Origin of the sequence: Mesorhizobium sp. M0816, from assembly GCF_040320005.1 — a bacterium.
Taxonomy (GTDB): Bacteria; Pseudomonadota; Alphaproteobacteria; order Rhizobiales; family Rhizobiaceae; genus Mesorhizobium.
Map to the genome: position 1 here is coordinate 321,271 of NZ_JAMYOT010000002.1, position 13,768 is coordinate 335,038.

General features: G+C 65.0%; 11 protein-coding genes. 7 read left to right on the plus strand and 4 right to left on the minus strand.

The window, feature by feature from the left end; all coding sequences use genetic code 11:
• Nucleotides 1–141 precede the first annotated feature (141 nt).
• The 7 genes from NKI17_RS03725 (at nucleotide 142) to NKI17_RS03755 (ending at nucleotide 7,791) form a co-directional block, all read left to right on the plus strand.
• Nucleotides 142–918, plus strand: coding sequence for a DeoR/GlpR family DNA-binding transcription regulator (locus tag NKI17_RS03725; protein WP_352448483.1), 777 nt, complete (start codon nucleotides 142–144; stop codon nucleotides 916–918).
• A 78-nt stretch (nucleotides 919–996) separates the two neighbouring features.
• Nucleotides 997–1,923, plus strand: a complete 927-nt coding sequence (locus NKI17_RS03730; protein WP_023676350.1) for a LysR family transcriptional regulator — start codon at nucleotides 997–999, stop codon at nucleotides 1,921–1,923.
• Nucleotides 1,924–2,227: 304 nt separating this feature from the next.
• Nucleotides 2,228–3,382, plus strand: coding sequence for an ABC transporter substrate-binding protein (locus tag NKI17_RS03735; RefSeq protein ID WP_352905418.1), 1,155 nt, complete (start codon nucleotides 2,228–2,230; stop codon nucleotides 3,380–3,382).
• Between the two features lie 190 nt (nucleotides 3,383–3,572).
• Nucleotides 3,573–4,568 carry an ABC transporter ATP-binding protein gene (locus NKI17_RS03740; RefSeq protein WP_352905419.1) on the plus strand — a complete coding sequence of 332 codons (996 nt, stop codon included), beginning with the start codon at nucleotides 3,573–3,575 and terminating at the stop codon, nucleotides 4,566–4,568.
• A gap of 14 nt (nucleotides 4,569–4,582) precedes the next feature.
• The gene (locus NKI17_RS03745) at nucleotides 4,583–5,533 is read left to right on the plus strand and encodes an ABC transporter permease (protein ID WP_352454675.1); all 951 of its coding nucleotides are present in this window, start codon (nucleotides 4,583–4,585) and stop codon (nucleotides 5,531–5,533) included.
• Nucleotides 5,523–6,338 (plus strand): ABC transporter permease, encoded by an 816-nt coding sequence (locus tag NKI17_RS03750; RefSeq protein ID WP_352905420.1) that lies wholly within the window; start codon nucleotides 5,523–5,525, stop codon nucleotides 6,336–6,338. The genes NKI17_RS03745 and NKI17_RS03750 overlap by 11 nt, the downstream gene beginning before the upstream one ends.
• Nucleotides 6,339–6,363: 25 nt before the next feature.
• The gene (locus NKI17_RS03755) at nucleotides 6,364–7,791 is read left to right on the plus strand and encodes a gamma-aminobutyraldehyde dehydrogenase (RefSeq protein ID WP_352568331.1); all 1,428 of its coding nucleotides are present in this window, start codon (nucleotides 6,364–6,366) and stop codon (nucleotides 7,789–7,791) included.
• 17 nt (nucleotides 7,792–7,808) lie between these two features.
• Here the strand turns inward: NKI17_RS03755 and nhaA are convergent, their stop codons facing one another.
• The 4 genes from nhaA to hrpB form a co-directional block, all read right to left on the minus strand.
• On the minus strand, nucleotides 7,809–9,002 hold the full coding sequence (gene nhaA, locus NKI17_RS03760; protein ID WP_352905421.1) for a Na+/H+ antiporter NhaA: 1,194 nt from the start codon (nucleotides 9,000–9,002) through the stop codon (nucleotides 7,809–7,811).
• Nucleotides 9,003–9,093: 91 nt separating this feature from the next.
• Nucleotides 9,094–9,657 carry an ActR/PrrA/RegA family redox response regulator transcription factor gene (locus NKI17_RS03765; protein WP_023676342.1) on the minus strand — a complete coding sequence of 188 codons (564 nt, stop codon included), beginning with the start codon at nucleotides 9,655–9,657 and terminating at the stop codon, nucleotides 9,094–9,096.
• A 63-nt stretch (nucleotides 9,658–9,720) separates the two neighbouring features.
• Complete coding sequence (locus NKI17_RS03770; RefSeq protein ID WP_352448476.1) at nucleotides 9,721–11,046, minus strand: ActS/PrrB/RegB family redox-sensitive histidine kinase; 1,326 nt, start codon at nucleotides 11,044–11,046, stop codon at nucleotides 9,721–9,723.
• Nucleotides 11,047–11,135: 89 nt separating this feature from the next.
• A complete protein-coding gene (gene hrpB, locus NKI17_RS03775; RefSeq protein WP_352577798.1) occupies nucleotides 11,136–13,754 on the minus strand; it encodes an ATP-dependent helicase HrpB in 2,619 nt (872 codons plus the stop codon).
• Nucleotides 13,755–13,768: the final 14 nt, after the last annotated feature.

The following is a 13,768-nucleotide window of genomic DNA, read 5'->3' on the forward strand; positions in this document are numbered from 1 at the left end:
CGCGCCACGCTGGAGGTGTTGTCAACGCGAAATTGTGGTATTTTCTGGTTTTTTGCCCGAATTTTGCTAAATTCCTTGGAGTTAGTGGCATTTATGCCGTAGAAACGGTCAGCGGTGCAACAATCCGACCGGATGGAACCGATGGTCCACTCGAAGCGGCATGGCGAAATCCTGCGCCTCCTCAAGGAGGAAGGCACCGTGACCATTGCGAGCCTGGCCGACCGGCTGGGCGTCTCGCTGGAGACAGTACGCCGCGACGTCAAGCCACTGACCAGCGACGGTTCCATCCTCAAGATGCACGGCGCCGTCGGCCTGCCGTCGATTGCCGGCGAAGCGCCGTTCGAGCGGCGCATGCGCGAGAACGCCGATGCCAAGCGGGCAATAGCGCGCATGGTCGCCGCCACCATCCGCGACGGCGAATCGATCATGCTCGACACCGGCACCACCACCTCTTTCCTGGCCCGGGAACTGCTCGGCCACCGGCGGCTGACGGTCGTCACCAACTCCTCCGACATCGCCCGCACATTGGCCACCGTCAACGGCAATAAGGTCTACATGGCCGGCGGCGAGCTGCGCAGCGATTCCGGTGCTGCCTTCGGCGTCTCGGCCATCGAATTCGTCAGCCGCTTTTCCGTCAGCCATGCAGTGATATCGACCGGTGCGGTCGATGCCGTCACCGGCGTCATGGACTATGATCTGGAAGAGGCCGAATTCGCCCGCATGGTGCTGTCGCGCGGCCAGCGTTCGCTTGTCGTCACCGACCATAGCAAATTCGGCCGCCAGGGCCTTGTTCAGGTCTGCGGCTTCGGCGGCTTTTCCGAACTCGCGACCGACCGTCCGCCGCCGCACGACATCGCCGCCGCCCTTGCCCAGGCCGGCGCACGGCTCAGCATTGCCGATGGCGGAAGCGAGGGCTGAGCTCTATCGGGAGCTCTATCGGGAGATCTGCGCCAGCACCCACTTCCCAGCGCCGCCTCTGCCGTGTTTAGTCCGGCCATGGCTTTCACCATCCGCCAATTGCAGTTCTTCATCGCCGTCGCCGAGCAGGGCACAGTGTCGGGCGCCGCCCAGAACCTGTCGATCTCGCAATCCTCGGTCACCGAGGCGATCAAGGAGCTGGAGCACGATCTCGGCGTCGAGCTGTTCGAGCGCCACCCGCGCGGCTTGAACATCACCCACAAAGGCCACCAGTTCCTGCGCCATGCGAGAAAGATCCTGGCCGACGTTTCCGATGCGCGCCGCGCCTTCTTCGGCGAACAGGCCGCGGCAAGCGGGCGGCTGCAACTTGGCGTCACCTCGCTGGTCGCCGGCTATGTGCTTTCCGATCTTCTTGCCCGCTACCGCCGCGCCTATCCGGGTGTCGAGGTCTCGGCGATCGAGGACAATGGCGACTATCTCGAGCACCTGTTAATTGGCGGCAAGCTCGACATTGCCGTCATGGTCACCTCGAACCTGCGCGACCGCACCGCGCTGCAGTCCGAAATCCTCGAAGTCTCGGCCTACCGGCTGTGGCTGCCGCTCGGCCACCCCTTGGCCGGTGCCGACATCATCGGCATCGGCGACATCGCCTCGGAACCGCTGATCATGCTGACCGTCGACGAGATCGAGGAGAATACCGGAAAGCTGCTGACGGCAATCGGCGCCAAGCCGCATGTCGCCTTCCGCACCCGCTCGGTCGAAGCGGTGCGCAGCCTCGTCGCTACCGGCGCCGGCGTGGCGCTGCTGCCCGACCTCGTCTACCGGCCATGGTCGCTGGAAGGCGACCGCATCGAATCGCGCGATATTTCGGGGTCGTTACCAGTCGTCCAGGTCGGCATGGTCTGGCGGCGCGGCTCCGGCCTGCCGCAGGCGGCTCGCGACTTCATCGGACTTGCCCAGTCGCAGCGCATGGTGCGCCAACGGCCCGAGAAGATCGGCCGCTGATGTATCGGAAAAACCGATATCGGCTTTCTAATAAATGAATTTGCGAAACCGGAAATTTCGCAGCACTTTTCGGTCAGGGAACAAAGCTGCCGTTAGAGCGACGTGCGTCCAATTGGACGCACATAGTACGCTCTAAGACTTTTAGTTTTCGCATCGGGCTTTCCGAAAATCGATTCCGATTTTCGGGCCGATGCGAGGAGCACGGCCCTTCAGAGCCGCGCATCCAACGTTTTTGAACGGGCGCATGATCTTCTTCCGAAACCCGAAACTGGTTTCAAGGTCATGCAAAAATGGGAGATCGACGATGAATTCATTGCTGAAATCATGCACTGCCTTGACGGTCGCGCTGAGCTTCTCCGGCCAGGCCATCGCCCAGGTCAAGGACCTCGGCAAAGGCGAAGGAGAGGTCAATATCGTCGCCTGGCCGGGCTATATCGAGCGCGGCGAAACCGACAAGGGCTATGATTGGGTCACGTCCTTCGAGAAGGAAACCGGCTGCAAGGTCAACGTCAAGACCGCTAACACCTCCGACGAGATGGTCTCGCTGATGAACGAGGGCGGTTTCGACCTGGTCACCGCCTCGGGCGATGCCTCGCTGCGTCTCGTCGCCGGCAAGCGCGTCCAGCCGATCAACACCGACCTCATCCCTAGCTGGAAGACGGTCGACGACCGGCTGAAGGATGCGCCCTGGTTCACCGTCGGCGGAGTCCATTACGGCGTCCCCTATCAGTGGGGGCCGAACGTGCTGATGTACAACACCGAAGTGTTCAAGGAGGCGCCGAAGAGCTGGAACGTGGTCTTCGAGGAATTGAAGCTTCCCGACGGCAAGTCGAACAAGGGCCGCGTCCAAGCCTATGACGGGCCGATCCACATCGCCGACGCCGCCAATTACCTGATGGCTCACAAGCCGGAGCTCGGCATCAAGGATCCGTACGAACTGACCGAGGATCAGTACAAGGCGGCGCTCGACCTGTTGCGGGTCCAGCGTACGCTGGTCGGACGCTATTGGCACGACGCCGCCATCCAGGTCGACGATTTCCAGAACGAAGGCGTCGTCGCCTCCGGTTCTTGGCCCTACCAGGTCAACACGCTGATCGCGGCCAAGAAGCCGGTCGCCTCGACTATCCCCGAGGAGGGCGTCACCGGCTGGGCCGATACCACGATGATGGAGGCCGATGCTGCCCACCCGAACTGCGCCTACATGTGGATGGAGCATTCGCTGTCGCCAAAAGTGCAGGGCGACGTCTCCGCCTGGTTCGGCTCGCTGCCGGTGGTGCCCGCCGCCTGCAAGGGCAACGAACTGCTCGGCGAAGAAGGCTGCAAGACCAACGGGTACGACAATTTCGACAAGATCAAGTTCTGGAAGACGCCGGTCTCGAAATGCGCCACCCAGAACGACCAGTGCGTGCCCTATTACCGCTGGGTGTCGGACTATATCGGCGTCATCGGCGGGCGGTGAGTTCGCCTCACCTACGAAGCTCGGCGCTGCCCCTCACCCTTACTCTCTCCCCGTGAAGAACGGGGGGTCGCCAGCGTTGGAGCGCCTCCCTTCTCCCCGTCCACTATACGGGGAGAAGGTGCCGGCAGGCCGATGAGGGGCGGCGCAACCGCATGAAAATTTGATGAGCCTGACAGATCAGGACAGCCCCATGACCTCCGCCGTTTCCTTCCAAAACGTCTCTCGCCATTTCGGCAGCGTGCGTGCCGTCGACGCGGTCGATCTCGACATCGTGTCGGGCGAGTTCTTCGCCATGCTCGGGCCTTCCGGCTCGGGCAAGACGACGTGCCTGCGCCTCATCGCCGGTTTCGAGCAGCCGACGGCGGGCTCGATCTCGATCTTCGGCGAACGCGCCGAGGGCGTGCCGCCCTATCGCCGCAACGTCAACACCGTGTTCCAGGATTATGCGCTGTTCCCGCATCTCAACGTGCTCGACAACGTCGCCTATGGGCTGATGGTCAAGGGCGTCGGCAGACCGGAGCGGCAAAAGGCGGCGGAAGAAGCGCTGGCGCTGGTGCGGCTTCCCGGCTACGGCGCCCGTCGCCCTGGCCAGCTTTCCGGCGGCCAGCGCCAGCGCGTCGCGCTCGCCCGTGCGCTGGTCAACCAGCCCAAGGTGCTGTTGCTCGACGAGCCGCTCGGCGCCCTCGACCTCAAGCTTCGCGAAAACATGCAGGAGGAGTTGAAATCGCTGCAGAAGGCGCTCGGCATCACCTTCGTGTTCGTCACCCACGACCAGGGCGAAGCGCTGTCGATGGCCGACCGCGTGGCCGTCTTCAATGACGGCAAGATCATGCAGATCGGCACGCCGGAAGACATCTACCAGCGCCCCAAGACCCGCTTCGTCGCCGATTTCGTCGGCTCGTCCAACGTGCTGCCGCCGGATTTCGTCCAGCGCTATGCCGGCCAGCATCGCTGGGGCAGCCTGCGGCCCGAATCCATCCGTATTGGCCGGGCCAACGGCGAAGGGGTTGCCGCCCGCCTGGTCTCGACCAACTATCTCGGCGCCACGACAAGACTGGCGCTCGATGCAGAGGGCTTCCGGCTGCATGCCATCGTGCCGGCGGGTGCTGCCTTGCCCCGGGAAGGCGAGGCGGTGGTGCTCACCTTCAACCGCGAGCATTTGCATCTGATGGACGAGCTAGGATGAGCCTGGACGCTGCCATGCCGCGGGCCACGGCCCCCGCCATCCTGCCGGGTAGTGGCGGCGTACGCGGCGGGCTCTCCGATCTCTTCTGGCGCCGGCCGCAATTCTTGCTGCTCCTGATGCTGCTACCCCCGGTTCTTTGGCTCGGCATCGTCTATATCGGCTCGCTGTTTGCGCTGCTTTTGCAGAGCTTCTTTTCGATCGATGAGTTCTCCGGCCTCATCAACCGCGAGTTCACGCTGAAGACTTATGGCGACCTGCTGCAGGCCGCCAATCTCGACATCATCCTGCGCACGGTGACGATGGCGGCGCTGGTGACGCTGGCTGCGGCGGTCATCGCCTTTCCCATCGCCTATTACGCGGCGCGCTATGCGCGCGGCCGTTGGAAGGCGCTGTTTTATCTCGGCGTCATGCTGCCGCTGTGGTCAAGCTACCTGGTCAAGATCTATGCCTGGAAGCTGATCCTGGCCAAGGAAGGCATCCTGACATGGCTGCTGGCCAAATTGCATCTTCTCTGGCTGCTTGATGCCTGGCTATCGCTGCCGATCGTTGGCGGCAACTCATTGTCGGTCTCCTCAACCGGCACCTTCATCGTCTTCGTCTATGTCTGGCTGCCATTCATGATCCTGCCGGTGCAGGCCGCACTCGAGCGCGTGCCGGGCAATTTGGTCGAGGCTTCGTCCGATCTCGGCGCCTCGCCCGGCCAGACCTTCGGCAACGTGCTGTTCCCGCTGGCGCTGCCCGGCATCGTTGCCGGCTCGATCTTCACCTTCTCGCTGACGCTCGGCGACTACATCATTCCTCAGATCATCGGCACCTCGCGGCTGTTCATCGGCCAGGCCGTCTATTCGCAGCAAGGCACCGCCGGCAACATCCCGCTCGCCGCCGCCTTTACCGTGGTGCCCATCGTCATCATGGGCTTCTATCTCTGGGGCGCCAAGCGCATGGGGGCTTTCGATGCGCTCTGACCTTGGCCCATCCGCGCCGATCGGCCTGAAGCTCGCTGCCACCGGCGGCCTGCTCTTTCTGCACCTGCCGATCCTGCTGATCTTCGTCTATGCCTTCACCACCGAGGAGAAGAGCTTCGTCTGGCCGCCGCCGGGCCTGACCACGCAATGGTTCGCCGTCACCTGGAACCGCCCCGACGTCTGGCAGGCGCTGTCATTGTCTGTGCGGGTCGCGGCGATCTCGACTGCCATCGCTCTGATCCTCGGCACGCTATGCGCAGCCGCCGTGTCCCGCACAAAATTCTTCGGCCGCGAAACCATCTCGCTGCTGGTCATCCTGCCGATCGCGCTGCCCGGCATCATCACCGGCATCGCGCTGCGCTCGGCCTTCGCGCTGGCCGAAATCCCGTTCTCGTTCTGGACGATCGTGCTCGGCCACGCCACTTTCTGCGTGGTCGTCGTCTACAACAATGCGGTCGCCCGTTTCCGCCGCACGTCCGGCTCGATGATCGAGGCGTCGATGGATCTCGGCGCCGATGGTTTCCAGACCTTTCGGCATGTCGTGCTGCCCAACATCGCAACCGCGCTGCTGGCCGGCGGCATGCTTGCCTTTGCGCTGTCCTTCGACGAGGTCATCGTCACCACCTTCACCGCCGGCCAGCAGCAGACGGTGCCGATCTGGATGCTCGAAGAATTGATCCGTCCGCGCCAGCGTCCGGTCACCAATGTCGTGGCGATGGTGGTAGTGCTGGTGACGCTGCTCCCCATCCTCGCTGCCTATTACCTGACCCGCGACGGCGACCAGATCGCCGGTTCGGGCAAATGATCTCGTTCATAAGGGAGAGACTTCCATGGACACGCAGATGCTGATCGGCTCGAAATTCGAAAAAGGCACCGAGACCGAGGAGCCGATCCTCAACCCGAAGACCGGGGCGACCATCCTCAATCTGCCTGAGGCCAGCCCAGCGCAGATCGAGGCGGCCGTGCTTGCTGCCGAAAAAGCCTTCGTCACCTGGTCCCGCACAACACCGGCGCAGCGCGCCGGCTATCTCCTGAAGATCGCCGATCGCATCGAGGCTGCTGCACAGGATTTCGCGGCGCTCGAGGCGCTGAACTGTGGCAAGCCGATCAATGCCGTGCTCAATGACGAGATCCCGGCGATCGTCGACTGCTACCGCTTCTTTGCCGGCGCGGTCCGCTCGATGCCCGGCCAGGTCGCAGGCGAATACATTCCCGGCCACACCTCGATGGTCCGCCGCGACGCCATCGGCGTTGTCGCGTCGATCGCGCCGTGGAACTATCCGCTGATGATGATGGCCTGGAAGCTGGCGCCGGCGATTGCCGGCGGCAACACCGTCGTCTTCAAGCCGTCGGAACAGACGCCGCTGACCGCGCTGAAGCTGGCGAAAATCCTTGCCGAGATCCTGCCGGAAGGCGTCGTCAACGTCGTGCTCGGTCGCGGCGACAGCGTCGGCAACACGCTGATCAACCACCCGAAGGTCAACATGATCTCGATCACCGGCGACGTCGCCACCGGCAAGAAGGTGCTGCAGGCTGCCGCCAAATCGGTCAAGCGCACGCATCTCGAGCTCGGCGGCAAGGCGCCGGTCATCGTCTTCGACGACGCCGATCTCGGCGCGGTGGTCAACGGCCTGCGCGCCTTCGGCTATTACAATGCCGGCCAGGACTGCACCGCCGCCTGCCGCATCTACGCTGGCAAGAAGATCTACGACAAGCTCGTCGCCGACCTCTCCGCTGCCGTCTCGACCATCAAGTATGATCGTCCTGACGATACCGAAAACGAGATCGGCCCGCTGATCTCGCGTCGCCAGCGCGACCGCGTCTCGAGCTTCGTCGAGCGCGCCTCTGAGCTCAAGCACATCGAGATCACCACGGGCGGCAAGCCGGGCGAGGGCTCCGGCTTCTTCTACCAGCCGACCGTCGTCGCCGGCGCGCTGCAGGAGGACGAGATCGTGCGCCGCGAAGTGTTCGGTCCGGTGGTCTCGGTCACCCGCTTTTCCGAAGTCGACGAAGCGGTGGACTGGGCCAATGACTCTGACTATGGCCTGGCGTCGTCGGTGTGGACCAAGGATGTTTCGCGCGCCATGGCGACGGCGGCCCGGCTGCAATATGGCTGCACCTGGATCAATACCCATTTCATGCTGACCAACGAGATGCCGCATGGCGGGTTGAAACAATCCGGCTACGGCAAGGACATGTCGCTCTACGCGCTGGAGGACTATACGGCCGTCCGCCACGTCATGGTCGCTCACGGGTAGCGCCCGCGAGGAGACGCCTATTCTTCCGCCTCCTCCGCCTCGCCTCCGGCCGGCGCCACCAGCAGCACAGCGGCGCCTAGGAGCGCGGCGATAAAGGAGCCAGCGAGGATGCCGACCTTGACCGCGTCCTGCAGGGCGGCGTCGCTGGCGAAGGCGAGCAGGCCGATGAACAGGCTGATGGTAAAACCGATGCCACAGAGCAGCGAAATGCCGACCATGTGCAGCCAGCCGGCATTGGCCGGCAGATCGGCGAAGCCAAGCCGGATGGCAAGCGCGGAAGACCCGAACACGCCGACCAGCTTGCCCAAGACGAGGCCGGCGGCGACGCCGAGCGTCAGCGGCTCGGCCAGGGCGGCAGCGCTGAGACCGGCGAGCGAGACGCCGGCGTTGGCAAAGCCGAAAATCGGGATGACGAAAAAGGCGACGACTTTGTGCAGGCCGTGTTCGAGCCGGTGCAGCGGCGAATGGTCGAGATCATGGCCGCTGCCCGGCGATATCTTCAGCGGTATGGTGAGGGCCAGCGCGACGCCGGCGAGCGTCGCATGGACGCCCGATTTGAGCACCAAAACCCACAGAACGATGCCGAGCAAGATGTACGGCAGCAGCGTCAGCACCCGCATGCGGTTGAGCACCACCAGCAGCGCGATCACGGCGAAGGCGGCGCCGAGATAGGCGAGCGAGAGGCCGCTGGTATAGAACACCGCGATGATGAGCACCGCGCCGAGATCGTCGATGATGGCGAGCGCGGTGAGGAATATCTTCAGCGAGCCCGGGACGCGCCTGCCGAGCAGCGACAGCACGCCGAGCGCAAAGGCGATATCGGTGGCGGTTGGGATCGCCCAGCCAGACAGAGCGGCTGGATTGTTGTGGTTGATGGCGACGTAGACCAGTGCCGGCGCTGCCATGCCGCCGGCGGCGGCGATGCCGGGCAGCACGCGGCGCGGCCAGGTCGACAGCTGGCCGTCAAGCATTTCGCGCTTGATCTCGAGGCCGACCAGCAGGAAGAACACCGCCATCAGGCCGTCATTGATCCAGTGCGAGACGCTGAGCGGTCCGAGATAGGCATGGAGGGCGGAGAAATAAGCCTCGCCCAGCGGCGAATTGGCGACGATCAGGGCCAAGGCCGCCGCAGCCATCAGGACGAGGCCGCCGGCCGCCTCGCTGTCGAGGAATTCGCGCAGCATGGAGACCAGCCGCTTTTCGTCCTGCATGTCGCCTCCGTCGTATCAGTAGCAAGGTCCGACACCGCCAAGCGATGATGCGCAAACAGCGCTGGCCGGGCAAGCCTGTAATGAGAGCCCTTTAGCGCGGCGCGCGCTTGGCGAGGATGCGTTGCAGCGTGCGGCGATGCATGTTCAGGCGGCGTGCGGTTTCCGAGACGTTGCGGTCGCACATTTCGTAGACGCGCTGGATGTGTTCCCAGCGCACGCGATCGGCCGACATCGGATTTTCTGGCGGCGCTGCGCGTTCGCCCGCGGTGCGGGTCAGGGCGGCAAAAATATCGTCGGCATCGGCCGGCTTCGACAGATAGTCGATGGCGCCGAGCTTTACCGCCGTCACCGCAGTGGCGATGTTGCCGTAGCCGGTGAGGATGATGGCGCGGGCATCGTCGCGCTTCTCGCGAATCGCGGCGACGACGTCGAGGCCGTTGCCGTCGGCCAGCCGCATGTCGACCACCGCATAGGCCGGCGGATTGGCGCGCGCTTTGGCAACCGCCTCCTCGACGCTCTCCGCCGTCTCGACCACGAAACCCCTGGTTTCCATGGCGCGGGCAAGCCGCGTCAGGAACGGCTTGTCGTCGTCTACGATCAGCAGCGAGGTATCCTCGCCTTCGACCATTGCGCCAATCGTTTCGTCAGTACTCATCGTGCTGAAAATCCTGCTGCCTGATTTTTACGCAAATATAGTTTCGCAACGCTATTGTCCAATTTAGGCCGTGTCGAACATGGTGGCCGAAGCCTGCTCGGGATTGAGGAAGACGCTGCGCGGCCACGATATCTGCACGATAGCGCCCTCGCCGGGCTCGCTTGAATTGCGGAAATCGAGCGTCGCGCCGGAGCGTTCGAGCAAGGTCTTGGCGATGAATAGGCCGAGGCCGAGGCCGCCGCCGGCTTCGGTGCCTTGTCGTGTCGACATATAGGGTTCGCCGATACGGTCGATGATCTCCGGTGGAAAGCCCGGCCCGTCGTCGATGATCGAGAAGCTGACGGCGGCTTCATTCCAGTTCCAGCGCACTGTCACGCTGTTGCGGGCGAAGTCGACCGCGTTCTCGACCAGATTGCCGAGGCCGTAAATGACGCCGGGATTGCGCCGGCCCACCGGTTCCGGGCCGATGCGCTCGCCCGGCCGAAGCTTGATCGAAATGCCGAAATCGCGGTGCGGCGCCGTCACCTCCTCGACCAGCGAGGTCAGCGGCAGGCGCGAGAGGTGCACCTCGCTCTCGGAGGACAGGCTGGTCAGGCGCTTCAGGATTTCGCGGCAGCGCTCGCTCTGCGAACGCAGCAGCTTCACGTCCTCGCCGTATTTCGGATCTTCGCCAAGCGCCTTCTCCATTTCCTTGGCGACCAGTGTGATGGTGGCGAGCGGTGTGCCGAGCTCGTGCGCGGCGGCCGCGGCGAGGCCGTCGAGGGCAGAGAGATGCTGCTCTCGCTGCAACACCAATTCCGTGGCGGCAAGCGCGTTGGCAAGCAGCCGCGCCTCCTCGGCCACCCGGAAGGCATAGATCGCGGTAAAGGCGATGGAGCAGAACACCGCCATCCACATGCCTGCGACATAGATGAACGGCATCGCCAATGGCGCGCCCTCATGCCATGGCAGCGGCAGGTGGTAAAAGACCAGCAGCGTCGCCGCCACGATCACCAGCGCGCCGAGCATGGCGGTCAGCCGCAGCGGCAGCGACGTCGCCGAGACGACGACGGGCACGGTCATCAGCAGCGAAAACGGATTGGTGAGTCCGCCGGTCATGTAGAGCAGGCCGGCAAGCTGCAGGCTGTCGAAGGTCAGGATGGCGAAGGCCGAGAACGGGGTAAGCCGATGCGCCGCCGGATAGCGGAAGGTCAGCAAAAGGTTCATCCAGGCCGAACAGGCGATCAGCGCAAAACACATGCTGACCGGCAGCGGAAATTTCAGCCCGTAAGCGACGACAAGCACGGTCAGGCTCTGGCCGACGATGGCAAGCCAGCGCAACCTGATCAGCGTGTTGAGGCGCAGCCGCTGGCTTTGCTGGAAGTCGGGTGCGTGCAGGATGTTTATCATGGCAAGTGATTATAGAGGGGAAACAGCCGGAGGTCTTTTCCGAAAACCGCCGAAGCCGGCCCTCGGTTCGGAATGACAGTCTGGAAGCATCAGGTACCGCGCGGCTTGGCGCGGCTGGTGGCGGCGGCGAGAAGCGGGTTCTCCGGCCAGACATGCCTGGGATAGCGGCCGCGCATCTCTGCCCGCACATCGGCCCAGGAGCCGCGCCAGAAGCCGGGCAGGTCGCGCGTCGTCTGGATCGGCCGGTGAGCCGGCGACAGCAATTCGAGCGTCAGCGGCACAGTGCCGTTGGCGATCGCCGGATGCCGGTCGAAGCCGAACAGTTCCTGCACGCGGATCGCCAGCACCGGCCATTCGCCGTCATAGCGGATCGGCAGCCGGCTGCCCGACGGCGCGTCGAAATGGGTCGGCGCCAATGTGTCGATCTTGCGCTGCAATTCGTGCGGCACCAGCGTCATCAGGCCTTGCGAAAGCACGCTGGGATCGATTGCCGCAAAGGATGCCGCGCCGGAAAGGAACGGCAGCAGCCAGTCGTCGAGGCGCTCGACGAGCGCGGCGTCGGAGACATCGGGCCATGGCGCGCCGAGGCCGCGATGCAGCCAGCCGAGCCGCTGCCGCAACGTCTCCGCCTCCCTGTTCCACGGCAACAGGGCTAGGCCGTGTTCGCGCAAGGCGTCGAGGATGGCGCGATCCGCGTCGGCACCGGTCGGCGCCGGCAGCATGCGTTCGGACAGCGTGATGGCGCCGAGGCGAACCGTTTCGCGCACCCGCACCGCGCGCCTGTCGCGGTCGAAGCTCACCTCGCGGCGGGTCTCGATCTTTTCCGCCAGGGCAGTGCGGATGTCGGCCTCATCGATGGCTGCCGCTGCGGTGATGCGGGCGTTCTGCGCCTTGCCCTGCAGGTCGGCGACGACGAGCCAGGTCTCGCCGGCCAGCGGATCGGAGGGGTCGAGCATGGCGCCCGAGCCGTTGGCAAGCACGAAGCGGCCACGCTCGCCGCGCGCTTTGGCGACCCGATCCGGCCAGGCATGGATGAGGAGAGCGCCGGCTGTGCTGCCCTCCCCCTTGAGGGGGTCGGAAGGACGGGCGAGACCCGTGGCTCGCCCCGGCGCGTCGATCCGCGTGGCGGATCGGGGTGGGGTCGGTTCGGGCACGCCATCGACGACCCCGCCCCGTCTCCCTCGTCTCGCTGCGCTCGGCTCGCTCGCCGACCCTCCCCTCAAGGGGGAGGGTGAAGCCTGCTTTGCCAGCCTCTCAGCCAGCTGCCGGGCGGCGGTGGCGCGCGGCGATCTTTCGGCGCGAAAGCGCAGCAGCCGCCGTTCGAGATCGGCACCATCGCCGCCAAGGCCACGCTCGGTCAATAATACGGCGAGCATCGCCGCCTCGAGCGCCTCTCCGGTCCTTGCCGCCTCGGCGACCATGTGGGCGAGCCGCACCGGTAGCGCCAGCCTGCGCATCGCGGCACCGGCATCCGTCAGGCGTCCTGCCGCATCGACAGCATCGAGCGCACGTAGCAGTACCCTCGCCTCGGTGAGCGCCGAAGCCGGCGGGGGGTCGAGGAAGGACAGGCTGGTCGGATCGGCGACGCCGAACGCCGCGCTATCGAGCAACAGGCCGGAAAGATCGGCCTCGAGGATTTCCGGCGGCGTGAAGGCCGGCAGGGCCGCCGTCTGCTCGGCCCGCCACAACCGGATGGCGACGCCCGGCTGCGTGCGCCCGGCACGGCCGGCGCGCTGGTCGGCGGAAGCGCGGGAAGCACGTACCGTCTCCAGCCGCGTCAGGCCGCTCGCTGGCTCATAGCGCGGCAGCCGCGACAGGCCGGAATCGATGACGACGCGCACGCCGTCGATGGTGATGGAGGTTTCGGCGATCGACGTCGCCAGCACGACCTTGCGGCGGCCGAGCGGCGCCGGCTTGATCGCCGCGTCCTGCGCCTTGTTGTCGAGCATACCATAGAGCGGCACGATGTCGGTATCGGCGCCGACCTTGCCCGCCAGCCGCTCGGCGGTGCGCTCGATCTCGCGCTGGCCGGGCAGGAAAGCGAGCACGCTGCCCTCCTCCCCGGCAAGCGCCGAGCGGATCGCCTTGGCCATGGCGTCCTCGATGGTGACGCCGGCCGGCCGCTCGTCATAGCGGATGTCGACCGGGAAGGCGCGGCCTGCGCTCTCGATCACCGGCGCGCCGGACAGCAATTTTGCGACACGCGCGCCGTCGAGCGTTGCCGACATCACCAGCAATCTGAGTTCGAGCCTCAGCGCACCCTGCACGTCGAGCGCCAGCGCCAACCCGAAATCGCCGTCGAGCGAGCGTTCGTGGAACTCGTCGAATAGCACCGCCGCGACACCAGGCAGTTCCGGGTCGTCGAGGATCATGCGGGACAGCACGCCTTCGGTGACGACGAGAATCCTGGTCTTTGCGGAACTGCGGTTTTCCATGCGCATGGCATAGCCGACGGTTTCGCCGGGCTCTTGGCCGAGCAATTCGGCCATGCGGCGGGCGGCAGCGCGGGCGGCGAGGCGGCGAGGCTCGAGCAGGATGATCTTTCCGCCGCCGAGCCATTCAGCGTCGAGCAGCGCCAGTGGAACCAGCGTCGTCTTGCCGGCACCGGGCGGCGCCACCAGCACGGCGCTGTTACCATGGCTCAGCGTTTCATTGAGCGCCGGCAAGACAACGGAGACCGGCAGGTCCGGCAAGGGTTTTGTCGTCATTGTGCTATGCTGTG